Annotated in this window: 20 protein-coding genes; 10 read left to right on the plus strand and 10 right to left on the minus strand. The window is 62.0% G+C overall.

Translation table 11 applies throughout. The features are described 5' to 3' along the window. Positions 1-19 precede the first annotated feature (19 nt). On the minus strand, positions 20-394 hold the full coding sequence (locus OZ911_RS13145; protein ID WP_016486543.1) for a fe2+ zn2+ uptake regulation protein: 375 nt from the start codon (positions 392-394) through the stop codon (positions 20-22). 195 nt (positions 395-589) lie between these two features. Here OZ911_RS13145 and pvdQ point away from each other — a divergent pair, with 195 nt between their 5' ends. Then, positions 590-2,896, plus strand: coding sequence for a bifunctional acylase PvdQ (gene pvdQ / locus OZ911_RS13150; RefSeq protein ID WP_070086507.1), 2,307 nt, complete (start codon positions 590-592; stop codon positions 2,894-2,896). Between the two features lie 123 nt (positions 2,897-3,019). Here pvdQ and OZ911_RS13155 read toward each other — a convergent pair whose 3' ends face one another. Both OZ911_RS13155 and OZ911_RS13160 read right to left on the minus strand, forming a co-directional pair. Then, a complete protein-coding gene (locus OZ911_RS13155) occupies positions 3,020-3,742 on the minus strand; it encodes a UDP-2,3-diacylglucosamine diphosphatase (RefSeq protein WP_016486545.1) in 723 nt (240 codons plus the stop codon). After that, positions 3,739-4,242 (minus strand): peptidylprolyl isomerase, encoded by a 504-nt coding sequence (locus OZ911_RS13160; protein WP_031311992.1) that lies wholly within the window; start codon positions 4,240-4,242, stop codon positions 3,739-3,741. The genes OZ911_RS13155 and OZ911_RS13160 overlap by 4 nt, the downstream gene beginning before the upstream one ends. A gap of 248 nt (positions 4,243-4,490) precedes the next feature. Here OZ911_RS13160 and OZ911_RS13165 point away from each other — a divergent pair, with 248 nt between their 5' ends. Both OZ911_RS13165 and cysS read left to right on the plus strand, forming a co-directional pair. Further along, positions 4,491-6,194: a glutamine--tRNA ligase/YqeY domain fusion protein gene (locus OZ911_RS13165; RefSeq protein ID WP_016486547.1), complete on the plus strand. Its 1,704-nt coding sequence runs from the start codon at positions 4,491-4,493 to the stop codon at positions 6,192-6,194. Between the two features lie 9 nt (positions 6,195-6,203). Next, positions 6,204-7,586, plus strand: a complete 1,383-nt coding sequence (cysS, locus tag OZ911_RS13170; protein WP_023047990.1) for a cysteine--tRNA ligase — start codon at positions 6,204-6,206, stop codon at positions 7,584-7,586. A gap of 44 nt (positions 7,587-7,630) precedes the next feature. On the opposite strand, the gene OZ911_RS13175 is transcribed toward cysS, so the two are convergent. Further along, positions 7,631-8,521 (minus strand): EamA family transporter, encoded by an 891-nt coding sequence (locus OZ911_RS13175; RefSeq protein ID WP_031311993.1) that lies wholly within the window; start codon positions 8,519-8,521, stop codon positions 7,631-7,633. 112 nt (positions 8,522-8,633) lie between these two features. Here OZ911_RS13175 and OZ911_RS13180 point away from each other — a divergent pair, with 112 nt between their 5' ends. Continuing rightward, the gene (locus OZ911_RS13180; RefSeq protein ID WP_016486550.1) at positions 8,634-9,479 is read left to right on the plus strand and encodes an AraC family transcriptional regulator; all 846 of its coding nucleotides are present in this window, start codon (positions 8,634-8,636) and stop codon (positions 9,477-9,479) included. Here OZ911_RS13180 and OZ911_RS13185 read toward each other — a convergent pair. The 3 genes from OZ911_RS13185 to csiR form a co-directional block, all read right to left on the minus strand. Continuing rightward, positions 9,392-10,783, minus strand: coding sequence for a sensor histidine kinase (locus tag OZ911_RS13185; protein WP_070086506.1), 1,392 nt, complete (start codon positions 10,781-10,783; stop codon positions 9,392-9,394). The genes OZ911_RS13180 and OZ911_RS13185 overlap by 88 nt on opposite strands. Further along, positions 10,761-11,441 carry a response regulator transcription factor gene (locus OZ911_RS13190; RefSeq protein ID WP_016486552.1) on the minus strand — a complete coding sequence of 227 codons (681 nt, stop codon included), beginning with the start codon at positions 11,439-11,441 and terminating at the stop codon, positions 10,761-10,763. Before OZ911_RS13190 ends, OZ911_RS13185 begins: the two co-directional genes overlap by 23 nt. A 138-nt stretch (positions 11,442-11,579) precedes the next feature. Next, entirely contained in the window at positions 11,580-12,275 is a 696-nt protein-coding gene (gene csiR / locus OZ911_RS13195) for a DNA-binding transcriptional regulator CsiR (RefSeq protein ID WP_016486553.1), read from the minus strand. A 194-nt stretch (positions 12,276-12,469) separates the two neighbouring features. Here csiR and glaH point away from each other — a divergent pair, with 194 nt between their 5' ends. From glaH to proP, 6 genes are all read left to right on the plus strand, one after another. Next, positions 12,470-13,447 (plus strand): glutarate dioxygenase GlaH, encoded by a 978-nt coding sequence (glaH, locus tag OZ911_RS13200; protein ID WP_023047992.1) that lies wholly within the window; start codon positions 12,470-12,472, stop codon positions 13,445-13,447. Positions 13,448-13,561: 114 nt separating this feature from the next. Continuing rightward, positions 13,562-14,812, plus strand: coding sequence for an L-2-hydroxyglutarate dehydrogenase (lhgD, locus tag OZ911_RS13205; RefSeq protein ID WP_016486555.1), 1,251 nt, complete (start codon positions 13,562-13,564; stop codon positions 14,810-14,812). A 146-nt stretch (positions 14,813-14,958) separates the two neighbouring features. Continuing rightward, positions 14,959-16,350 (plus strand): GABA permease, encoded by a 1,392-nt coding sequence (gene gabP / locus OZ911_RS13210; protein ID WP_023047993.1) that lies wholly within the window; start codon positions 14,959-14,961, stop codon positions 16,348-16,350. Positions 16,351-16,437: 87 nt separating this feature from the next. Next, positions 16,438-17,331 (plus strand): PA4780 family RIO1-like protein kinase, encoded by an 894-nt coding sequence (locus tag OZ911_RS13215; protein ID WP_023047994.1) that lies wholly within the window; start codon positions 16,438-16,440, stop codon positions 17,329-17,331. A 302-nt stretch (positions 17,332-17,633) separates the two neighbouring features. Continuing rightward, the gene (hemB, locus tag OZ911_RS13220) at positions 17,634-18,608 is read left to right on the plus strand and encodes a porphobilinogen synthase (RefSeq protein WP_268968675.1); all 975 of its coding nucleotides are present in this window, start codon (positions 17,634-17,636) and stop codon (positions 18,606-18,608) included. Positions 18,609-18,769: 161 nt separating this feature from the next. After that, the gene (proP, locus tag OZ911_RS13225) at positions 18,770-20,272 is read left to right on the plus strand and encodes a glycine betaine/L-proline transporter ProP (RefSeq protein ID WP_023047996.1); all 1,503 of its coding nucleotides are present in this window, start codon (positions 18,770-18,772) and stop codon (positions 20,270-20,272) included. Here the strand turns inward: proP and OZ911_RS13230 are convergent, their stop codons facing one another. From OZ911_RS13230 to treS, 3 genes are all read right to left on the minus strand, one after another. Beyond that, positions 20,273-20,974, minus strand: a complete 702-nt coding sequence (locus OZ911_RS13230; RefSeq protein ID WP_016486560.1) for a YoaK family protein — start codon at positions 20,972-20,974, stop codon at positions 20,273-20,275. Between the two features lie 9 nt (positions 20,975-20,983). Then, positions 20,984-21,613: a riboflavin synthase subunit alpha gene (locus tag OZ911_RS13235; RefSeq protein ID WP_095115087.1), complete on the minus strand. Its 630-nt coding sequence runs from the start codon at positions 21,611-21,613 to the stop codon at positions 20,984-20,986. 108 nt (positions 21,614-21,721) lie between these two features. Continuing rightward, a complete protein-coding gene (gene treS / locus OZ911_RS13240; protein WP_060516598.1) occupies positions 21,722-23,788 on the minus strand; it encodes a maltose alpha-D-glucosyltransferase in 2,067 nt (688 codons plus the stop codon). Between the last annotated feature and the right edge of the window lie 62 nt (positions 23,789-23,850).

The following is a 23,850-nucleotide window of genomic DNA, read 5'->3' on the forward strand; positions in this document are numbered from 1 at the left end:
AGTGTGGCCGGCCATGCGCTTAACGCGAGGATGCCTGCTCCAGTACGGCGCGCGCCTGGGCGTTGAGGCTATAGCACTTGTCGTTGCCCAACTCGATGACACCTTCGGTGCACAGCCGCTTTAGCACTTCACGCACGCTGAGGAACGACAGCGGTATGTCCAGTTGTTCCAGTTGTGCGTGCACGCCGCGTACGCCAATGCTGCGGCCATTGCGGTCGGCGGTGTGCAGGGCATCGATCACCTTGAGCCGGATCAGGCTGGTACGCAGACCGAAAGTACGCAGGAGCTCGCGGATCTGTTCGTTGCCGATGCGTTCTTCAGAAAAAACGTCCTGTCCGTTGGGCGCTTTGCCTGGGACGCGCCCGGCCTGGGTCGAGGGTTGCGGGTTGTACATGTGAATGCTCCTTTTCGTGGACGAACCCGAAATGTGGTTGCCTCACTAACTAGGACGAATGAGAACGCAAAAACTGCAACCCACCCGTAAAAAAAATGGTGTTCTTCTTCAAGACGTTCCATTGCCCGGTAACACGTAAAATTTTCATCTGGCCATTCGTCTGATCGGGATAGAGCCCGAACCCGAGGAGTGCCCGTGTTTCCACTTTCCCATCCCATGGCGTGCGCAGGCCTGGCCGCTGCGCTGTTGGCGGTGAGCGTTGCCGTACACGCGCAGCCCGCCACTGATGCCAGCGCGCAGATTCGTCGAACCAGTTACGGGGTGCCGCATATCGTGGCCAAGGATGAGCGCGGCCTGGGCTATGGCGTCGGCTATGCCTATGCCCAGGACAACCTGTGCCTGCTGGCCAACGAGGTGCTGACCGTCAGTGGTGAGCGCTCACGCCATTTTGGTGCCAACGGCAAGACCCTGGAGCAGCGTGACAACCTGGCCAGCGACGTGTTTTTCACTTGGCTCAACAGCCCAGTGGCGGTCGATACGTTCCTGCAGGCGCAGCCGGCGCAGGTGCAAGCATTGCTGGCGGGTTACGCCAGCGGCTACAACCGGGCGCTGGCCGAGCGCCGCCGCGGGGGGCTACCCGCCGAATGCGGTAACGGTGAGTGGTTGCGACCGATCACCAGCCAGGACCTGGTCAAGCTGACCCGTCGCCTGTTGGCCGAGGGTGGCGTCGGGCAGTTCGTCGAGGCGCTGGCAGGCGCGCAACCCCCTGCACAGGCTCGCCAGCAGGCGCCGGCAGGCTTCGCCGCTGCGCTGGCGTGGCAAGCGCGCTTTGCCACGGAGCGCGGTAGTAATGCGGTGGCGGTCGGGGCACAGCGTTCGGCCAATGGCCGTGGCCTGTTGCTGGCCAACCCGCATTTCCCGTGGATGGGCGGCATGCGCTTCTACCAGATGCAGTTGACCATTCCCGGCCAGCTCGATGTGATGGGCGCGGCATTGCCGGGCCTGCCGGTGGTCAACATTGGTTTCAACAGGCACCTGGCCTGGACGCATACCGTCGACACGTCCAAACACTTCACTTTGTACCGGCTGCAGCTCGACCCCAAGGACCCGACCCGCTACCTGCTGGATGGCAAGTCGCTGCCATTGGCCCGGCAAACCATCAGCGTTGCCGTCAAGGCTGAGGATGGCAGCCTCGGTCAGGTGGAGCGGCAGGTCTACAGTTCGCAATTCGGCCCGGTGGTGCAATGGCCCGGGCGCCTGGATTGGGATGCGCATGTGGCCTACAGCTTGCGTGACGCCAACCTCGACAACACCCGGGTGCTGCAACAGTGGTACCAGATCAATCGTGCCGATAACCTGGCAGCGTTGAAAGGCTCGGTCGAGCAGTTGCAGGGTATCCCTTGGGTCAACACCCTGGCCGTGGACCCAGGGGGGCGGGCGTTGTACCTGAACCAATCGGTGGTGCCATATGTGGATCAGCAACTGCTCGGCGCTTGCAGCACCCCGCAAGGGCAGGGGCCCGTAGTGGTGCTGGACGGCTCGCGTAGCGCCTGCCAATGGAAGATCGACGCGAACGCTGCGCAACCGGGAATCTTCCCGGCGCGACTGCTGCCGAGCCTTGAACGCGAGGACTTCGTGCAGAACTCCAACGACCCGGCCTGGTTGGCCAACCCGGCGCAGCCGCTGACCGGCTATTCACCCTTGATCAGCCGCAGTGACCAGCCGCTGGGCATGCGCGGCCGTTTCGCCCTGCAGCGCCTGCAGGGCACGGCAAGGCTGAGCGTTGATGACTTGCAGCGCATGGTGACCGACGACGAGGTTTACCTGGCCAGCCTGGTGCTGCCAGACCTGCTGCAATGGTGCCAGGGCGCCGCCATAGAGGTACAGGCCGTGTGCAGCAGCCTGGCTGCCTGGAATGGCAAGGCCGACCTCGACAGTGGCATTGGTCTGGTGCATTTCCAGAACCTGTTCACTGCCCTGGCCGAGCACCCGGAAAGCTGGCGTGTGGCCTTTGACCCGGCAGACCCGCAGCACACGCCCCGTGGTCTGGCGGTGGAGCAGGCGGCCGTGCGCAAACGGGTGCATGACGCGGCACTGGCGTCGCTCAAGCAGGTGAACGACAGCGGTGTCGCGGAGGGGACGCGTTGGGGGCAGGTGCAGCAGTCGCTCGATGGCACGCCGGTACCCGGTGGTCCGCAGGCTCTGGGCGTGTACAACGCGATGTACAGTGTGCCGCACGGGCAGGGCAAGCGGTTGGTGGTCAGCGGTACCAGCTACCTGCAACTGGTCAGCTTCACCGACAAAGGGCCAGAGGCTCGTGGGTTATTGGCATTCTCCCAGTCGAGCGAAGCGGCTTCAGCCCATGCCAGTGACCAGACCAAGGCATTTGCGGCCAAGCAACTGGCGGTGATTCCGTTTACCGAGGCGCAGATCAAGGCAGACCCGGAGTACCGGGAAGTGGTGATCAGTGAGCGGGACAAAGGGGCGGTGGTTCAGCAGTAAGGCATTCTGGCCTCTTCGCGGGCAAGCCCGCTCCCACAGGTACGCCACAGATTTTCATACTTGTGGTGTACCGGTGGGAGCGGGCTTGCCCGCGAAAGGGCCGGTACCGCCAGTCCTGTAATGTCAGGCAAACTCGAACGGCGCCAGCTGAAACCCTTGCTCATCTACTTGCAAGGCCCAGCCGCGGCGGTCCCAGTCGCCCAGCACGATGCGCCGTGCCGGTTCCCCATCAACCACCAGCTTGTGAATCGCTGGCCGGTGGGTATGGCCATGCACCAGCGTGCGCACGCCATGCGCCGCCATCACCTTGGGTACTTCCTCCGGTGTGACGTCGACAATTTCGGTGGACTTCATCCGCACTTGCGTGCTGCTTTCGCTGCGCAGTTTGCGCGCAAGCTTGTAGCGGGCTGACAGCGGCAGGTGACGCAAGACCCACAAGCTCAGCGGGTTGCGCAGCAAGCGGCGCATTTTCATGTAACCTAGGTCGCGGGTGCACAAGGTGTCGCCATGCATCAGCAGCACCTGTTCACCGCCCAGCTCGATCACACTGGGGTCGCTCAACAACGTGCAGCCCGCAGCGTCGCAGAAAGCCTGGCCAATCAGGAAGTCACGGTTGCCATGCATCAGGAAGATGGCTGTACCGCTGTCGCTCAGCCGGCGCATGGCTTGGCAGATCGACTGCTGAAAGGGCGTCATGGCATCGTCGCCAATCCACGCTTCGAAGAAGTCGCCCAGGATGTACAACGCCTTGGCGTGGCGGGCACGGCCGTCGAGCAGATCAAGAAACGCCCGGGAAATGTCCGGGCGCTCTTCTTGCAAATGCAGATCGGAGATCAGCAGTATCACCCAATGATCTCGGCTTTCTCGATGATCACGTCTTCTTTTGGTACGTCCTGGTGGCCAGCCTTGGAACCGGTGGCGACCTTCTCGATGGCATCAACCACTTCACGGCCTTCAATCACTTCACCGAATACCGCGTAGCCCCAGCCCTGTACGTTCTTGCCGCTGTGGTTGAGGAAGTCGTTGTCCGAGGCATTGATGAAGAACTGCGCCGAAGCAGAGTGCGGCTCCATGGTGCGAGCCATGGCGATGGTGTACTTGGCGTTTTTCAGGCCGTTGTCAGCTTCGTTCTGGATGCTGGCACGCTTGTCGCGCTTTTCGTTCATGCCTGGCTCGAAACCGCCGCCCTGAATCATGAAGCCCTTGATCACGCGGTGGAACACGGTGTTGGTGTAGTGGCCTGCGTTGACGTATTCGATGAAGTTGGCCACGGTAATCGGGGCTTTTTCAGCGTTCAGTTCAATGACGATGTCGCCGTGGTTGGTGGTCAGTTTGACTTTGGACATGCTGAAACTCGCTTTTTCAAGGCAATCGGGAATTAGGGTGCGCAGGGCGCCGGTTATCACCTGACGCATGTTCAGGCGATCACGACACATGGCGCGCACTGGCCATTTTGCCAGGCTGCGGCAAAAAGCCGTGATAAATCACGCCAGTTTGTCCGGGCCCGACTGTCAGCAGCTTGACTGCTTCGGCTATGATAGGCCCTTTGTTTCAATCGGCCTACCCAGGCCGGACACGTGCATTCAAGGATCCTATGAGCAAGCCCACTGCCGACAACGCGCCCAACGCCGCTGCCAAAGGCGCCCCCGCTGTCCCTGCGAACTTCCTGCGGCCGATCATCCAGGCCGACCTGGACTCGGGCAAGCACAGCAGCATCGTCACCCGCTTCCCGCCGGAGCCCAACGGCTACCTGCACATCGGTCATGCCAAGTCGATCTGTGTCAACTTCGGCCTGGCCAAGGAATTCGGGGGCGTCTGCCACCTGCGTTTCGATGACACCAACCCGGCCAAGGAAGACCAGGAATACATCGACGCCATTCAGAGCGACGTCAAATGGCTGGGCTTCGACTGGGCCGGCGACGTGCGTTATGCGTCCAGCTACTTCGACCAGCTGCACGAATGGGCGCTCGAGCTGATCAAGCGTGGCAAGGCCTATGTCTGCGACCTGACCCCTGATCAAGCCAAGGAATACCGCGGCAATCTCAAGGAGCCGGGCAGGAACAGCCCGTTCCGCGAGCGTAGCGTGGAAGAAAACCTCGACCTGTTCGCCCGCATGAAGGCCGGCGAGTTCAAGGACGGCGAGCGCGTGCTGCGGGCGAAGATCGACATGGCTTCGCCAAACATGAACCTGCGCGACCCGATCCTGTATCGCATCCGCCATGCCCACCATCACCAGACCGGTGACAAATGGTGCATCTACCCCAACTACGACTTCACCCACGGCCAGTCGGACGCCATCGAGGGCATCACCCACTCGATCTGCACCCTGGAGTTCGAAGGGCATCGTCCGCTGTACGACTGGTTCCTCGACAACCTGCCCGTGCCGGCGCACCCGCGCCAGTACGAGTTCAGCCGCCTGAACCTGAACTACACCATCACGTCCAAGCGCAAGCTCAAGCAGCTGGTTGACGAAAAGCACGTCGACGCCTGGGACGACCCGCGCATGTCGACCCTGTCCGGCTTCCGTCGCCGTGGCTACACCCCGGCTTCGATCCGCAACTTCTGCGAAATGATCGGCACCAACCGCTCCGACGGCGTGGTCGACATGTCGATGCTCGAATTCAGCATCCGTGACGACCTGGACCGCACCGCACCGCGCGCCATGTGCGTACTGCGCCCGCTGAAAGTGGTCATCACCAACTACCCGGAAGGCCAGGTGGAGCAACTTGAGCTGCCGCGCCACCCTAAAGAAGACATGGGCGTGCGTGTGCTGCCGTTCGCACGCGAGCTGTACATCGACCGCGATGACTTCATGGAAGAGCCGCCGAAGGGCTACAAGCGCCTGGAGCCGGCCGGTGAAGTGCGCCTGCGCGGGAGCTACGTGATCCGCGCCGACGAGGCCATCAAGGACGCCGACGGCACTATCGTCGAGCTGCGTTGCTCGTACGACCCGGACACCCTGGGCAAGAACCCTGAAGGCCGCAAGGTCAAGGGCGTGATCCACTGGGTGCCGGCCGAGGGCAGCGTCGAGTGCGAAGTGCGCCTGTACGACCGCCTGTTCCGCTCGCCGAACCCGGAAAAGACCGAGGAGGGCGGCAGCTTCCTGGACAACATCAACCCAGACTCGCTGCAAGTGCTCAGCGGTTGCCGTGCCGAGCCTTCGCTGGCCCAGGCGCAGCCTGAGGACCGTTTCCAGTTCGAGCGCGAAGGCTACTTCTGCGCCGACCTGAAAGACAGCCAGCCGGGCCGCCCGGTGTTCAACCGCACTGTCACCCTGCGTGACTCCTGGGGCAGCTGAGGAAACGCCGTGCTTACCATTTACAACACCCTGAGCAAAGCGAAGGAAACCTTCAAGCCGCTGGATGGCAACAAGGTGCGCATGTACGTGTGCGGCATGACCGTATACGACTACTGCCACCTGGGCCATGGCCGCAGCATGGTGGCCTTCGACCTGGTCACCCGCTGGCTGCGCAAGAGCGGCTACGAGCTGACTTATGTGCGCAACATCACCGATATCGATGACAAGATCATCAACCGCGCCAACGAGAACGGTGAAAGCTTCGAAGCCCTGACTGCTCGTATGATCGATGCGATGCATGAAGACGAGCGCCGCCTGAACATCCTGCCGCCAGACCAGGAGCCGCGTGCCACCGACCATATCGCCGGCATGCACGCAATGATCCAGACCCTGATCGACAAGGGTTATGCTTACGCCCCGGGCAATGGCGACGTGTACTACCGCGTCGGCAAGTTCGTCGCCTACGGCAAGCTGTCGCGCAAGAAAATCGAAGACCTGCGCATCGGTGCACGCATCGAGGTCGACGAAGCCAAGCAGGACCCGCTGGACTTCGTGCTGTGGAAGGGCGTCAAGCCCGGCGAACCGAGCTGGGAATCGCCATGGGGCCCGGGCCGTCCGGGCTGGCACATCGAGTGCTCGGTGATGTCCACCTGCTGCCTGGGTGAGAGCTTCGACATTCACGGCGGCGGCAGCGACCTGGAATTCCCGCACCACGAGAACGAGATTGCCCAGAGCGAGGCGGCCACTGGCAAGCAGTACGCCAACGCCTGGATGCACTGCGGCATGATCCGGATCAACGGCGAGAAGATGTCGAAGTCGTTGAACAACTTCTTCACCATCCGCGATGTGCTCGAGAAGTACCACCCAGAAGTGGTGCGCTACCTGCTGGTGGCCAGCCACTACCGCAGCGCGATCAACTACTCCGAAGACAGCCTGCGCGACGCCAAGGGCGCGCTTGAGCGCTTCTACCACGCCTTGCGTGGTTTGCCACGGGTGGCGGCCAAGGGCGGCGAGGCGTTTGTCGAGCGTTTCAGTGTGGCGATGAACGACGACTTCGGTACCCCCGAAGCCTGCGCCGTGCTGTTCGACCTGGTGCGGGAAATCAATCGCCTGCGCGACAGCGACCCGCAGGCTGCTGCCGGCCTGGCTGGCCGCCTGCGCGAGCTGGGTGAAGTGCTGGGTGTGCTGCAACTGGAAGCCGATGACTTCCTGCGTGCGGGTGCCGAAGGCAAGGTCGATGCTGACGAGGTGGAAGGCCTGATACAGGCGCGGCTGCAGGCTCGTGCGGACAAGAACTGGGCCGAGTCTGATCGTATTCGCGACCAGCTGACCGCCATGGGTGTGGTACTGGAAGACAGCAAAGGCTCTACTACCTGGCGTCTGGCTGACTGATCCAATGGCGCGAAGGGGCTGCCATGCAGCCCTTTCGCGACACGCTAGTGAACAGCAGCCACCGGTTTGCTGCCCAGTACCGCTCGCCCTGGCTTCATGCCGACCGCCAGCGCCGATAAGATCAGGGCAATACACAGCCACTCCCACCCGCTAGGCACCTCATCCACGATCAAGGCTGAGCTGGCGATGCCGAAAACCGGAATCAGCAGCGAAAGCGGCGCTACCCTGGACACTGGGTATTCGCGCAACAGGTAATTCCATCCCCAGTAGCAAAAGTGTGTTGCGGCATACACCTGGAATAACAGGCAAAAGACCACGACGGCATTCGCCTGCGCTGCCAGTGCCACGAACGCGGCTGTGCCATGCAGCCACCAGGCCAGCGACAGCAAAGGTATTGGCGCGAAAAGGCTGGCCCATATGACGAAGGCAAATATCTCCTTCACCTTTGACAGCTTGATGATGACGTTGCCGATGCTCCAGGCTAGCGCGCTGATCAAGAGCAGCAGCAAACCTGTGGTCGTGGTTTTGCCGGGGCTTACTGCCAGAATGCCAACCAACCCTGTTGCCGCCAGCGCGATGCCGACCAATTGGGTGCCGGTCAGGCGTTCGCGAAACAGTAAACAGCCCCACGCCAGGGTAAAAAATGCACTGAACTGAATCAGTAGCGAGGCGCTGCCGGCTGGCACCCCCATGGCGATCCCGAGATTGATCAGTGCCCACATCGCTACGCCAAAGATCAGGCCATATGCAGCTAGCCAATGGACAGCGACCTTCGGGCGCTTCACAAAAAACACCCACGGCAATGCGCACAGTGCGAAGCGTAAGCCTGTGAGCAGGAGTGGGTCTATGTGGGCCAAACCCAGTTTTGTGAGCGGGAAGTTGAGGCCCCATAGGGCTGTAACCAGGACGGCAAGGATCATGTGTTTTCTGTGCATGGTTTGGCAATCTACTGATGTCGCGGCAGTGCGCCTTGACGCTTCCGTTAATATGCCGGCCAGCGGTTTGGCCCGCTTTCAATTGAAGGTCAAATCTGATTAAAATCAGGCCATGACAAACGCTGAAGACACGCTGTACGGCAACACGCTGTGTGAAGTGGTGGTTACAAGGAAGGCTTTTGCCGACGGCGAATCTTTCCCGAAACACCGTCACGATCGAGGGCAGTTTGCCTTTGCCGCCTGCGGCGTGATCACAGTGGCAACTGAAGCGGGCAACTGGGCTGTGCCGCCGTTGCGGGCCATTTGGGTGCCTGCGCGACTGGCCCATGCAATGCAGATGCGCGGCCCGGTCATCATGCTCAATGCCTACATTTGCCCGCAGGCAGCCGAGCGGGTCGGCCTACCTCGGCATTGCCAGGTCTTCGCCGTTTCCCCATTGGTGCAGCAACTGCTTGAGAAGGCGATCGAAGTGCCTGCCCAGCACCCCCTACAGGGGCGTCATGCCTGCTTGATGGGCTTGCTGCTGCATGAGATTGCCGACATGCCGGCGCTTTCGCTGAATGCGCCGATCCCCGAGGAACCGCGCCTTGCCCAGGCATGCAAGGCGTTTCTGGCGGCACCCTCGCTGCAAACAGGTATCGATGGAATGGCGCAATGGGCATGCATGAGCCGGCGCACGTTCACACGCCAGTTTCGCTTGTACACCGGGATCAGCTTTATCGAATGGCGCCAGCAGGCATGCTTGCTGGATGCCGTGGTTCGGCTTGGAAAGGGTGAGCCCGTCACGCGCGTCGCGATGGCGCTTGGCTACAGCAGCCCGAGCGCCTTTGCGACCGTGTTCAAGCGTCTGCTGGGCGAGGCGCCCAGCCGTTACTTTGATACCCCTATCAATGGGCAATGCAGTACCAGCCTGGCGCCACCCAGCTCGCTGGCGCCTATCTCCAGTCCAAACCCATGAAGGTCAACGATCGCGGCAACGATCGACAGACCCAGCCCGAAGCCCGCGTGGCGGTGACCTTCCTCGCTGCGATAGAACCGCTTCAGCACGGCCGTACGCTCTTCTTCGGGGATGCCCGGCCCGCTGTCCTCGATAGCCAGGTGCACACCGGTGTCGTCGTGTGTTGCGCAAATGCGCACTTGCCCACCCTCGGGCGTGAACTTGATACCGTTGCCCACAAGGTTGGCCAGGGCCTCAAACAGCAGTTCGCGGTCACCGTGCAGTGCCGGCAGCTGTGCGGGCTGGTGCAACTCCAGGTGGATGCCGCCATCCTCGGCCAAAGGCAGGTAGAAGTCGTGCAGTTCGACCAGCAGTTCATGGGGGTCAAGCTGGACGAAGCCGGCCCGGCGCTGGCGATCTTCCAGTTCGCTGATGCGTAGCAACCCGCGAAAACGCGCCATCAGGGTGTCGGTTTCGCCGATGGCCTGGTCCAGCGCCTCGGCTTGCGTGGAGTCGACGTCGCTCTGCTGGCGAATGCGGTACAGCTGGGCACGCAGGCGTGTAAGCGGGGTACGCAGGTCATGGGCAATGTTGTCGCACACACCCTTGACCTCATGCATCAGCCGCTCGATGCGGTCGAGCATGGCGTTGACGATGGCGGCCAACATGTCCAGCTCGTCGCGCCGGGCCGACAAGGGCAGACGGTGGGTCAGGTCGCCGGCAACGATCAGCTCGGCCTGGGCCTGGATCGCGCGGATACGCTTTAGCGGCCGGCGGCGCAACAAGTACCAGCCGGCAAAACCTGGGATCAGCGTCAAGGAGATACCCCAGAGCAGGGCGTCGAGAATGATCCGGGTAACCACGAACAGTGAGCCGTTATCGCGGAACAGTACAAGCCAGCGGCCATCTTGCACTTTGATCGCCACCGCATCGCAGCTGTCGCGGGGAAGGTGTGGGTCGTCGGCATCCAGGCAGCGTTTCAACTCATGGATCTTGCCGTCCAGCCTGAGCTCCGGGGGCAGGGTACGCACACTGCCGCCAATCGGGTTGAGCTGGGTGTCGAACAGGCCATAGGCATCAAAGCTGCGTTCTTCGAAGGCCTGGCTGGCAATCAGGGCGTCGTCCAGCTGCTTGCCGCTCATGTGTGCGAACAGATGCTGGCGCTGCAGCATTGAATGGCGGGTGAGCTTGTTCAGGTAGCTGGACACCTCGAAGTACAGCACGCCCATGAGGATGCTGCTCCAGGCCACGAACAGAAAACTGTACAGCGCCAGCAGGCGGCTGGTGGAAGAGCTCCAGCCTTTAGACGGGTTCAGCAATGGCATAGCCGGAGCCCCGTACCGTACGGATCAGCGGCGACTGGCCGGGGGCGTCGATTTTCTTGCGCAGGCGGCCGATGTGCACGTCGATCAGGTTGGTGCCGGGATCGAAGTGGTAGCCCCAGACTTCTTCGAAAATCATCATCCGCGTGATCACCTGGCCGCTGTGGCGCATCAGGTATTCCAGCAGTTTGTATTCGGTGGGCAGCAGGTTGAGCGTATTGTCGCCGCGGCGCGCCTCGTGGCTGATCAGGTCCAGTTGCAGGTCCGCAACCTGCAGGCGGGTCTGGGTCATGGGCACGCTGTTACGGCGCAGCAATACCTCGACACGTGCGGCCATCTCGTCGGAGGCAAACGGTTTGGTCAGGTAGTCGTCACCGCCTGCACGCAGGCCGCGTACGCGTTCGTCGACGTCCGACAGGGCGCTGATCATCAGGATCGGCGTGGCGATCTTGAGGCTGCGCAGGGTGGTGACGATGGTCAGGCCATCGACCTCGGGGAGCATGCGGTCCAGGGTGATCAGGTCGTAGCCCCCGGCAATGGCTTTGGCCAGGCCTTCACGGCCATTGTCGGCCCACTCCACCTCCAGGCCGTGGCTGGTAAGTTCGGCGACGATTTCCTGGCCGGTGACGGCGTCGTCTTCGATGGTCAGTACGCGAGGCATGCTGGTTCCTGGGCATCTAATGGAGATTTGATTGTGCCAAAGAATAGACAACCGGCGATTTAAGAAAAATTCATCTAGCGTCTTTTACCTGCGCTGGCCTCTTCGCGGGTTCACCCGCGTAGCAAGCGGCGTGGTGTTTCAGCGGGCGCCGATACCTTCGGCATGCATGATCTGCGCAATGATCGGCACCGGCGTCATCAGATGCGAGCGCATCATGGCGCTGGCGCGCTTGGCGTCGCGGGCGAGAATCACCTCGACCAGCGCCGCATGCTCCTGGCGCTTGAGCTCCAGGGCCTGTTCGGAGAACACCGTCTGCGTCAGCCACAGGTGGCGGTAGCGCTCGGCCTGGTCGAACAGGTAGGTGCGTGCCTGCAGCAGATGCTTGGAGCCGCAGCCCGAGGCAATGGCGGTATGAAACGCCTTATGCCGCTCGTCCCACACATCCAGGCGCTGCTCGCGGGTTTTCACTTCCACCACCTTGGCCAGGGTATGCGAGTGGGCCAGCACTGACGCTTCCCAGGTGTCGTCGCCGCGCTCGATGGCCAGGGCAATGATCATCGCCTCCAGGTTGGCACGGGCATCGTAGATGTCGTTCATCTCGTCCAGCGACATGGGCGCCACCCGGTAGCCTTTCTGGCTGATGGCATTGACCAGGTGCTCTGCCACCAGTTGCGACAACGCTTCGCGCAGCGGGCCCACGCCCAGGTCGTAGCGCTCCTTCAGGGCGCTCATCAACAGCTTTTCGCCGGGCTTGAACACGCCACGGATGATGTCCTTCTTGAGCCTCTCATACCCGCTGAATGCTGAGTTTTGTCGGGGGGCGAGCGCTTCCAAGATCCTGTTCCTCAAAACGTTTTGGCGATCATACCGAAACCGTCTGCCGACGAAAAACAGTGGATAAAAAACATAAGTGTCGCTCAAATACAAAAATGTAGACATTTTCATCTAGTGGCGATACTTTTACCTCGCCCGCACTGATCCAGGTCACAACCGGACGGCGCTTTCCACTTTTTTGCCAGGACACTGCCATGAACGCTTTTACGCAGATCGACGAACTTGTGATGCCACTGCCGCTCGAGCCCCGTGGTTACACGATTGCCCCTTCGAAACAGTCGCCGCGCCTGCTTGAACTGACTTTCGCCCGGGAAACTGTCGAAGCGTTCGTCGAGGCCGTTGCCCAGTGGCCGGTTCAGGCGCTGGAGTACAAGTCGTTCCTGCGCTTCCGGCTGGGTGAAATCCTTGACGAGCTGTGCCAGGGCACCCTGCGCCCGGTGCTGCTCAACACCATCCTTGATCGCGCCACCGGCGGCATGCTGATTACCCCGGTGGGCCTGGATGACGTGAGCCAGGCCGAGGACATGGTCAAGTTCACCACCGCTTGCGCACACCTGATCGGCCGCTCCAACTACGACGCCATGAGCGGCCAGTTCTATGCCCGCTTTGTGGTAGTCAACTCCGACAACTCCGACAGCTACCTGCGCCAGCCGCATCGGGTCATGGAACTGCACAACGACGGCACCTTCGTGAACCAGATCACCGATTACGTGCTGATGCTGAAGATCGACGAAAAGAACATGGAAGGCGGTAACTCCCTGCTGCTGCACCTGGACGACTGGGAGCAATGCGAGGAATTCTTCCGCCACCCGATGGCCCGCCGCGAAATGCGCTGGACCGCGCCGCCGAGCAAGAAGGTCGCCGAAGATGTGTTCCACTCGGTATTCGACACCGACGGCGAAGGCCGCCCGACCATGCGCTACATTGACCAGTTCGTGCAGCCGGAAAACTATGAAGAAGGCATCTGGCTGAACGCCCTGTCCGATTCGCTGGAAGGCAGCGCGAAGAAGGTTTCGGTGCCGGTGGCGGTGGGTAGCTTCCTGCTGATCAACAACCTGTTCTGGCTGCATGGCCGCGACCGCTTCACCCCACACGAAGGCCTGCGCCGTGAACTGATGCGCCAGCGGGGTTACGTCGCGTTCCCCAAACCGCTGTACCAGCGCGGGCAATAATGACAGGACGCAGGGCGGGCGCCCGCCCATGCGTCTTTGCACAAAATGATGCCACCGGGCCCCGCGTGGGCCTTGGTGAGCGAGCCAGGCAATGCCTGCGTGTGAGGTAAGGCTGTGTACGATTTCATCATTATTGGCGGTGGCATTGTGGGCATGTCCACGGCCATGCACCTGATCAAGGTGTACCCGGAGGCGAAGATTCTCCTGCTGGAAAAGGAATCCGGCCCGGCCCGCCACCAGACCGGTCACAACAGCGGCGTTATTCACGCTGGCGTGTACTACACCCCCGGCAGCCTCAAGGCGCGCTTCTGCCTGGAAGGCAACAAGGCCACCAAGGCCTTCTGCACCCAGCACGGCATCCGCTTCGATGAGTGCGGCAAGCTGCTGGTGGCCACCAACGAGCTGGAAATGCAGCGCATGAAAGCGCTGTGGGAGCGTACCGCGGCCAACGGGCTGGAGCGCTATTGGCTGTCGGCAGACGAACTGCGCGAACGCGAGCCCAATATCGTGGGGATGGGGGGCATCTTCGTGCCGTCCAGCGGCATCGTCAATTACGCCGAAGTAACCGCTGCAATGGGCGCAGAATTCCAGCGTGCCGGCGGCGAGATTCGCTATGGCGCAGAGGTGATCGGCCTGCAGGAGCACGCCAGCGAAGTGGTCGTGCGCACTCAGCGCGACGAGTTCCGTAGCCGTTTCCTGGTCACGTGCTCGGGCCTGATGGCCGACCGCGTGGTCAGCATGCTGGGCCTGCGCACCGAGTTTGTCATCTGTCCGTTCCGGGGCGAGTACTACTTGCTGCCCAAACAGCACAACCAGATCGTCAACCACCTGATCTACCCGATTCCCGACCCGTCGATGCCGTTTTTGGGCGTGCACCTGACCCGCATGATCGATGGCACCGTCACGGTTGGCCCCAACGCCGTACTGGCGATGAAGCGCGAGGGCTACCGCAAGACCGATGTCAGCCCCGGCGACCTGTTCCAGACCCTGACCACCCCCGGCATTCTCAAGGTGCTGGCGAAGAACTTCCGCCCAGGCCTGATCGAGATGAAAAACTCGCTGTTCAAGGGCGGGTATCTCAAGCAGGTGCAGAAGTACTGCCCGAGTATCACCAAGGCCGACCTCACGCCTTACCCGGCCGGCGTGCGTGCCCAGGCGGTGTCGCGCGATGGCAAGCTGATCGACGATTTCCTGTTCGTCAACACCGCGCGCAGCGTCAACGTGTGCAACGCACCGTCGCCGGCTGCCACTTCAGCCATCCCGATCGGCGCCTACATCGTCGAGAAGGTGTGTGAGCAGGTCACTCGCGCAGGTGGCAATGCCCCCAAGGCGGACCTGGCGGCCCGCCAGCGGGCGGCCAGCTGACGATACCGCAGTACGTTCTGCGGTTTCCGCTTACTCAACCCGTACTGCCCTGCACTCAGGGCAGGGCGGGCTTTTTCGCGCCTGCGTCGGCCACCGTGCAGCCGGCGGCCCCAGCGTGGGCATGACAAAAACAACAAGGTAGTGCCATGCAAACCCACAAGAACAATTTGAGTCATGGATTGAAATCACGGCATGTCACCATGCTGTCCATTGCCGGTGTGATCGGCGCCGGCCTGTTCGTCGGCTCTGGTCGTGCCATTGCTGAAGCGGGGCCGGCCACCATCCTGGCCTACATCCTGGCCGGCGGCCTGGTGGTGCTGGTGATGCGCATGCTGGCCGAAATGGCGGTTGCTTCGCCGGATACCGGTTCGTTTTCTACCTATGCCGACCTCGCCATCGGCAAGTGGGCGGGCTATACCATCGGTTGGTTGTACTGGTGGTTCTGGGTACTGATCATTCCCATCGAAGCCAATATTGCCGCCACCATCATCAATTCCTGGGTCCCGCAGATGGAGATCTGGGTCTTGTCGTTGGTGATTACCTTGTTGCTGACGGCCACCAACCTGTTCAGCGTGAAGAACTACGGTGAGTTCGAATTCTGGCTGGCACTGGTAAAAGTGGTGGCCATCGTCGCGTTCATTGCACTGGGTGTGTGCGCCATTTTTGGCCTGTTGCCCGGTTCCGGTGTCAGTGGTGTTTCGCGCCTGTGGGATACCGGCGGTTTCATGCCCAATGGCTTTGGCGCGGTGCTGAGCGCCATGCTGATCACCATGTTCTCGTTCCTCGGCGCCGAGGTGGTGACCATTGCCGCAGCTGAATCCTCTGATGCGGGCAAGCATATTTCCAAGGCCACCAATTCGGTGATCTGGCGGATCACCTTGTTCTATATCCTGTCGATATTCATCGTCATCGCGCTGGTCCCCTGGACTGACCCGCGCCTGGCGACCGAGGGGTCCTATGTCACGGTGCTGGACACCCTGGGCGTGGCGAATGCCAAGGCCATCATCGACTTTGTGGTGCTGACTTCGGTCACCAGTTGCCTGAACTCTTCGCTGTATACCGCTTCGCGCATGATGTACTCGCTGAGCTGTCGCGGTGATGCACCGACCTGTGCCCAGGTGACCAGCCGCAGTGGCACGCCTGTGGTCGCGGTGCTGCTCTCCACCGGTGCGGCGTTTTTGGCAGTGATCGCCAATTACCTGGTGCCGGCCAAGGTATTTGGCTTCCTCATGGCCAGCTCGGGCGCCATCGCCTTGCTGGTGTACCTGGTCATCGCGGTGTCCCAGCTGCGCCTGCGCCAGCGCCTGACCGCACAGGGCAAGACGCTGGGTTACCGCATGTGGCTGTTCCCGTGGCTGACCTGGGGTGTGATCGTGTTCATCTTCAGCGTGCTGGTAGTGATGCTCCTGCGTCCAGATCACCGGGTGGAAGTGGTGTCGACCATGGTGCTGGCGGTGCTGGTGGTATGTTCAGGCTTGCTGGTCACGCGCCGACGGGCGCGCGGCGTGCCGATGAACAGCGCAGGGCAGGGCGTTTGATCAGCCTGGGCTGAAGACAGACGAGCAAGTCGCACCCGGCTGTGAGAGGATGTCCCCCATCACAGCCAGGACCCCGAACACAGCCTGATGAAGACACCCAAAAGAATCGAACCCCTGATCGAAGACGGCCTGGTCGACGAAGTACTGCGGCCGCTGATGAGTGGCAAGGAGGCCGCCGTGTACGTGGTGCGCTGCGGCAACCAGGTGCGCTGCGCCAAGGTCTATAAAGAAGCCAACAAGCGCAGCTTCCGCCAGGCCGCCGAATACCAGGAAGGCCGCAAGGTGCGTAATAGCCGCCAGGCCCGGGCCATGGCCAAGGGCAGCAAGTTCGGCCGTAAAGAAGCCGAAGATGCCTGGCAGAACGCCGAAGTTGCCGCATTGTTCCGCCTGGCCGGTGCTGGTGTAAGGGTGCCCAAGCCCTACGACTTCCAGGACGGCGTGCTGTTGATGGAGCTGGTGACCGATGCCGATGGCGACGCGGCCCCGCGCCTGAACGACGTGCACCTGGACGCCGAGGAAGCCCGCACGTTCCACGCTTTTGTCATTCGCCAGATTGTGCTGATGCTATGTGCGGGCCTGGTGCATGGCGACCTGTCCGAGTTCAACGTGCTGCTCGGCCCGGACGGGCCGGTGATCATCGACTTGCCGCAGGCGGTGGATGCAGCCGCCAACAACCACGCTTTCAGCATGCTGCAGCGCGATGTGGACAACATGGCCCATTATTTCGGGCGCTTTGCCCCGGAGCTGAAAAGCACCCGGTATGCGCAGGAGATGTGGGCGTTATTCGAGGCCGGTGATTTGCTGCCCGACAGCCCGTTGACGGGGGTGTTCGAGGATGACGAACATGAAGCTGACGTGACCGGGGTGATGCGCGAGATCGACGCCGCTCGGCTGGATGATGCACGCCGCCGTGCAGCGCGTGACGAGGCTGAGCATGGAGTGGTCAAGGCAGAGGAGCCCACGCCGCCCTGGTTGCAGTGAGGCGTTGCAGGCGCCTCACAACTTTGTGAGGCTTTTCCCGTATCTTGTCAGGCTACATCCGGGCAACGCGATGCATGGCCCCGGCTGCGCCGGGGTTCGCGGGACAAGCCCGCTCCCACAGAGTCACCGCTAAATCTGTAAATCAGCGTTTGTTCTGCGTGAGCGGGTTCACCCGCGAAGGGGCCGGCACAGGCTAAACCTGGCCATTGCCATTGACGCAAGACACAATCTCGTCATTTAGCCTTTTCACTGGCGCGCGACAGGCATAAGGTATACGCCGTTCAAAATGCCCTGGAGCTGTCATGTCCAACCAATTCCCGTCCGTTCGTCCACGCCGCCTGCGCCAGAACGAGTCCCTGCGCACGATCTTCCAGGAAACCGAATTCCGCCTGGAAGACCTGATCCTGCCGATCTTTGTCGAAGAGGGCATCGATGACTTCGTGCCGATTACCAGCATGCCCGGGGTCAACCGCATCCCCGAGAAGCTGCTGGCCCGGGAAATCGAACGCTATGCCCGCGCCGGTATCAAGTCGGTGATGACCTTTGGCGTATCGCACAACCTGGACGCCACCGGCAGCGACACCTGGAACGAAAACGGCCTGGTCGCGCGCATGTCGCGCATCTGCAAGGACACCGTGCCGGAAATGGTGGCGATGTCCGACACCTGCTTCTGCGAATACACCAGCCACGGCCACTGCGGCGTACTGCATGACCATGGCGTGGACAACGATGCCACCCTGGCCAACCTGGGCAGGCAGGCGGTCATTGCCGCCGCTGCCGGTGCCGACTTCATCGCCCCCTCGGCAGCAATGGACGGCCAGGTCCAGGCCATCCGTCGCGCGCTGGATGGTGCCGGGTTCCATGACACCGCGATCATGGCCTACTCCACCAAGTTCGCCTCGTCGCTGTACGGCCCGTTCCGTGAAGCCGGTGGCACCGCGCTGAAGGGCGACCGCAAGAGCTACCAGATGAACCCCATGAACCGCCGCGAAGCGGTGCGCGAATCGCTGCTGGACGAACAGGAAGGGGCGGACGTGCTGATGGTCAAGCCGGCCGGTGCCTACCTTGACGTGATCGCCGACATCCGCGCCGCCTCGCGCCTGCCATTGGCGGCGTATCAGGTGAGTGGTGAGTACGCAATGATCAAGTTCGGCGGCCTCGCGGGCGCCATCGATGAAGGCCGGGTGGTGCGTGAAAGCATCGGCGCGATCAAGCGTGCCGGTGCCGACCTGATCCTGACCTACTTCGCCATGGACCTGGCGCGCGAAGGTATCTGAAGCCCGGGGCTCGGTATGAAAAAGCCGCTGCTACTGCAGCGGCTTTTCTGTCTGCACTGTTGGTGATGCGGCGCAAATGCACAAAAAATCAGTAAGCGCTGAATTATTTAGTGTCCCGTTGTATCTGATCCCTTAGAGCATTCATCGACAGGGATACGGGTATGAAACCTCGCAAGAAACGCGTCCAGCCAATCGGGCTGAAGGACATCACCATCGTCGACGACGCCAAGATGAAGAAGGCCATCACCGCTGCCGCGCTGGGCAATGCGATGGAGTGGTTCGACTTTGGCGTATACGGCTTCGTGGCTTATGCCCTGGGCAAGGTGTTTTTCCCCAACGCCGACCCCAGTGTGCAGATGATCGCAGCGCTGGCCACCTTCTCGGTGCCGTTCCTGATCCGGCCGTTGGGCGGGTTGTTCTTCGGCGCATTGGGCGACAAGTTCGGGCGGCAGAAAATCCTCGCCGCCACCATCGTCATCATGTCGCTCAGCACCTTTGCCATCGGCCTTATACCGTCTTATGCCAGCATCGGCATCTGGGCGCCCATCCTGTTGCTGCTGGCCAAGATGGCCCAGGGTTTTTCGGTGGGCGGCGAGTACACAGGCGCGTCGATCTTCGTGGCCGAATACGCCCCCGACCGCAAGCGGGGTTTTCTCGGTAGCTGGCTGGACTTCGGCTCGATTGCCGGCTTTGTGCTGGGCGCGGGGGTGGTGGTGCTGATTTCCACCATACTGGGCGAAGAAAAGTTCCTTGAATGGGGATGGCGCCTGCCGTTCTTCCTGGCCTTGCCGCTTGGCATCATCGGCCTTTACCTGCGCCATGCGCTGGAAGAAACACCCGCGTTCCAGCAGCATGTCGACAAGCTGGAGCAGGGCGACCGCGAAGGCCTGGCCTCCGGCCCCAAGGTGTCGTTCAAGGAAGTGGCCACACAGCACTGGCGCAGCCTGGTGACCTGCATCGGCGTGGTGATTGCCACCAACGTCACCTATTACATGCTGCTGACCTACATGCCGAGCTATCTGTCGCACAACCTGCATTACAGCGAAGACCATGGCGTGCTGATCATCATTGCGATCATGGTTGGCATGCTGTTCGTGCAGCCTGTGATCGGCCTGCTCAGCGACAAGTTCGGCCGCCGGCCGTTCATTATCGTGGGCAGTGTCGGCCTGTTCGCCCTGGCCATCCCGGCGTTCATGCTGATCAACAGCGGCGTGCTGGGGGTGATTTTTGCCGGGCTGCTGATCATTGCCGTGCTGCTGAACTTCTTCATCGGTGTGATGGCCTCGACGCTGCCGGCTATGTTCCCTACGCACATCCGCTACAGCGCCTTGGCGGCTGCTTTCAACATTTCGGTGCTGATCGCCGGGCTCACCCCGACGCTCACTGCCTGGCTGGTGGAGAGCACGGGCGACCTGTACATGCCGGCCTACTACCTGATGGTGATCGCAGCTATTGGCTTGCTGACTGGGTTGACCATGAAGGAAACCGCCAACAAGCCGCTGCGCGGCGCGGCACCGGCGGCATCGGACATTGATGAAGCGCGCGAGCTGTTGCAGGAGCACCACGACAACATCGAGCAAAAGATCGAAGACATCGATGCGCAGATCGCCGAGCTGGAAGCCAAGCGCCAGACCCTGGCACAGCAGCACCCGCGCATTGATTGATCAGCGCGGCATGTAGCCACGCTGCCAGCCGCGCGGTATGAACCGCGACACCAGGGCCAGCACGCAGGCCAGCGCGCAACTGCCAGCCAGTGCCTGCAGGCCCAGGCGCTGCTGCAACCAGGCGCCCAACGCGGCCCCCAGCAGCATGCCGGCCCAGGGCACCAGCTGCACCCGCCAGCCGTTGCGCCGTTCGCCCATCAGCCAACGGCCCAGGCCACGGCCGAAGCGGGACAGGGCGCCGGTGACGTAAGTCAGGCCGATAGGCAGGCCGTTCACCTGTTCAACCACGGCATTGATCATGCCCATGGCCAGCGTGGCGGCCAACAATGCCGGGAAGGTGGCCGCCAACGGCCACGCCGCTGCGAACGCCAGCAGTACCGCAACCATCAGCAACACGGGCCAGGCCCGGCGGCGCAAGCCACGGGCCAGCAGCACGCCCAGCGCATTGCCAGCGACGAAGCCCAGTATCGCGCCACTCAGGCGCAGCACCAGCGCAAGGTCTGCCTCACTGATGGCCACGGCCAGGCGTGTGGTATTGCCACTCATGAACGACACGAAGTCGCCCAACGCCAGCAGGCCGATGGCATCGGTCATGCCAGCCAGCACTGACAAACCAGCGACCAGGCCAAGGCCGACACGGCCACGCAACACTTGCAGGCGTAGCCGCCTGGCCGTGCGCGCGGGAAGGGCGTTGGGCAGCATGGCCAGGCCTCAGGGCAGCAGTTTTTCGCGGGCCAGGGTGCCTTTGATGGTGCGTTCTACCACATCAACCAGCACCATGGTCTGGTGATCGACCTCGATATTGAGCTGATCGCCGGCCTTGTAGCTGGCAAAAGTGGTCTGGCGCAGGGTTTCCGGGATCAGGTTGATGGTGATGACGTTGTCGTCGACATCGGCGACGGTCAGGCTGCAGCCATTGACCCCGATGAAACCGCGTGGGAACACGTACTTGCCCCATTCCGGGGGCATGCGGAACTTGATGAAGGCGCCGGTTTCCTTGATCGACAGTTCGACGATTTCGGCGGTGGTGGCGATATGGCCGGCCATCAGGTGGCCACCGACTTCGGCGTTCATTTTCGCCGAACGTTCAATGTTGACCCCCTGGCCCGCCTTGAAGAAGCGTAGGTTGGTGCGTTCGAGCGTGGCGGTCATGGCGTCGAACCTGACTTGGGTGCCGGCGATTTCGGTGACCGACAGGCAGGTGCCTTCGACACTGACGCTGGCGCCGATCTTCAATTCGTCGAGCAGTTCCGGGGTGAGGTCGATCGTGAACTGGTTGTGGCCCGGGTAGGTGGTCACATCAAGCAGAGGGCGGACGGCCTGAACGATGCCGGTGTACATGGAGTTGCTCCTGGGCACGGAAAAGAAATCTCCCGAACGCTATGCCCGTAGCGCTCTAATTGCAAGACCGACCTGCCCCTCTGCTGCACTGCCCTGGCCCGGCGCCGTTTACACATGTCCACTGCTGTTGACGATTCGCAGGCACAGTGCCTCGTACGGGTCCAGGTTCACCAGCAATCGCCCGTCTTCGGTCAGGTCCCCTTCGACCGTTTCGTTGATCATGTCCACGACCGGCCCCGGCGTAAACCCGGTCAACTGCAACTCCTCGGCAATAACTTCCTGGCCAAAGTTCAGTGCGCTGATCTGGATACCGCGCCCGGATGGCAGTTCATGAACCATGACCAGCAACCCCGGGCTACTGACCTCAGGCACCAGCACCTGGCGGCTGGTGGCGATGCCATAGGCCTGCCGCACGGCCAGCAGCTTCTTCACTTTGCAGGCAAACGAATCACCCTGTTCCAGCTGGCTGTCGAGGCTGCCATACAATGCCCGAGCCCGCGGCATTCCGCGCACTGACTCCTCCGCCTGTGGGGCGAGCCCGGCCAGGTCGTAACCGCCTCGATGAATCCAGCGGGTATCGCCATCCAGCATCCGCTGCGCGACCGCTTCGGCGGGCAAGGGCAGGGCGCCGACCAGGTCCCAGCCGGACAGCGCGACCACCCCAGGCTGCATGGCGTTGTACATGACCAGCAGCAGATGCACTTTCTGAATCAGCTCGATTTCGGCCGCACCGATTTGCTCAAGGTCGCGGATGCCCAACGCTGCGGCGATCAGGCTGGCCGTGGTGCAGGCAATGCCATTGGTGACGAAGCGCAGGTTGTAGGGGGCGTGCTCGCCCGAGAGGCGTTCGTAGATTTCTTCACGGATATGCTCACGCAAAATACTCCCTGGCAAGGTCTGGCCCTTGTACAGGTACATGTCGTGGGCGTGCAGGGTCCAGAAATGCACCAGCTCCACCGTCAGCTCGTCGTGGTTCTGCAGGGCATGGATCAGCGAGGCGGGGTCGATGCCGAAGGCGTGCATTTCCTTGAGCATCAGGCGCAGGAACTCGGTATCACCGGTCAGCAGCGCATGCTGATAGGCCGGTCGGGTGATGAAGTCATAGGACAGGTCCGCCCCCCCTTTGGACATCTGCGCGATGTCGTCCAGGGTCAGGTTCAGTTCCTGGAAGCTGAAGCCACCCGCCTTGCGTATCATCCCGCCGATCAACTGATTGCCGACGATCGACAGCGGGTGGCTTTCTGACCAGGCGGTGCCGCTGGCCCGCGTTTCCACCCCCAGAAAGCCATTGGCGTCCAGGCGCAGACCGCGCGCGCCCAGGCAGTCAAGGGCGTGCAAGGCATCGCCAATGATCATTTGCTGGGCGGCGAAGGTCGGGTCTAGCCAGTTCAGTGAGGGTTGGCCGTCCTTGAAATAGTGCAGGTAAACCCAGCGACGGGTTTTGCCGTCGACACCGGTGATGGGCGGCGTGACGCTCCAGTCGGTTTCCTTCACACCGGGCTCGAAGAAGATCACCCGTTGCAACTGGCCGACGATGTAATGGCGGGCTTTGAGCTCGTCGCACTGGGCTGGCAGCAGGTTGACCGAATCGCGGCCGGCGGGCACCTCAGGCAGCAGCGGCCAGTCCTCCTCGCGGATTTCGACCATGTGGTACAGCCCCGGGTAGGGCCCGTGGGCCATCTCGGCCAAGCGGAAGTCGGCGCCCTTGCCCGTGTGCGAGGGAATCAGGTCGTCGATGGTAACGGCGTTGTGTGCGGCGGCCATGCGGCTCATCTGGACCAGCTCTTGTTCGCTGCCGTACAGCGGGTCGATATCGAAGCTGATGCGGTCGAAGTTACCGTCCACACTGGGGGTGAGTTCGCGGCCACGGATACCGCCGGACAGCTTGATCGGGCCAGTGTGCACCCCCTGGATGCCGATCTCCGACAGGCGTTTCCACAGTGCTTCGTGAGCCAGGGCGCCAAGTACGGAGCAGTCTTGCGGGGCGATGATGGCGTCGGGGTACACGGTCAACCAGACCGAGGCAATTTCGGTGGCGCGGCGGGGCTGGGCTTCGGCGTAGGGCTGCTGCCACAGGCGTGACTGCCCTGAGTACAGGCTGGCGCGCGCCTGGGAAGCCTTGAGCATGGCGCGGTCTTCGAGCCATTTGACATATGACGGGTCGGGCTGGGTCATTTCGCGTCCTCTTTGCGTGTCGGCACCGGCTCAGGTTATGACGGCATTGTGGCCTGATCGTT

This window comes from Pseudomonas fortuita, assembly GCF_026898135.2.
In the GTDB taxonomy this organism is placed as follows: Bacteria; Pseudomonadota; Gammaproteobacteria; order Pseudomonadales; family Pseudomonadaceae; genus Aquipseudomonas; species Aquipseudomonas fortuita.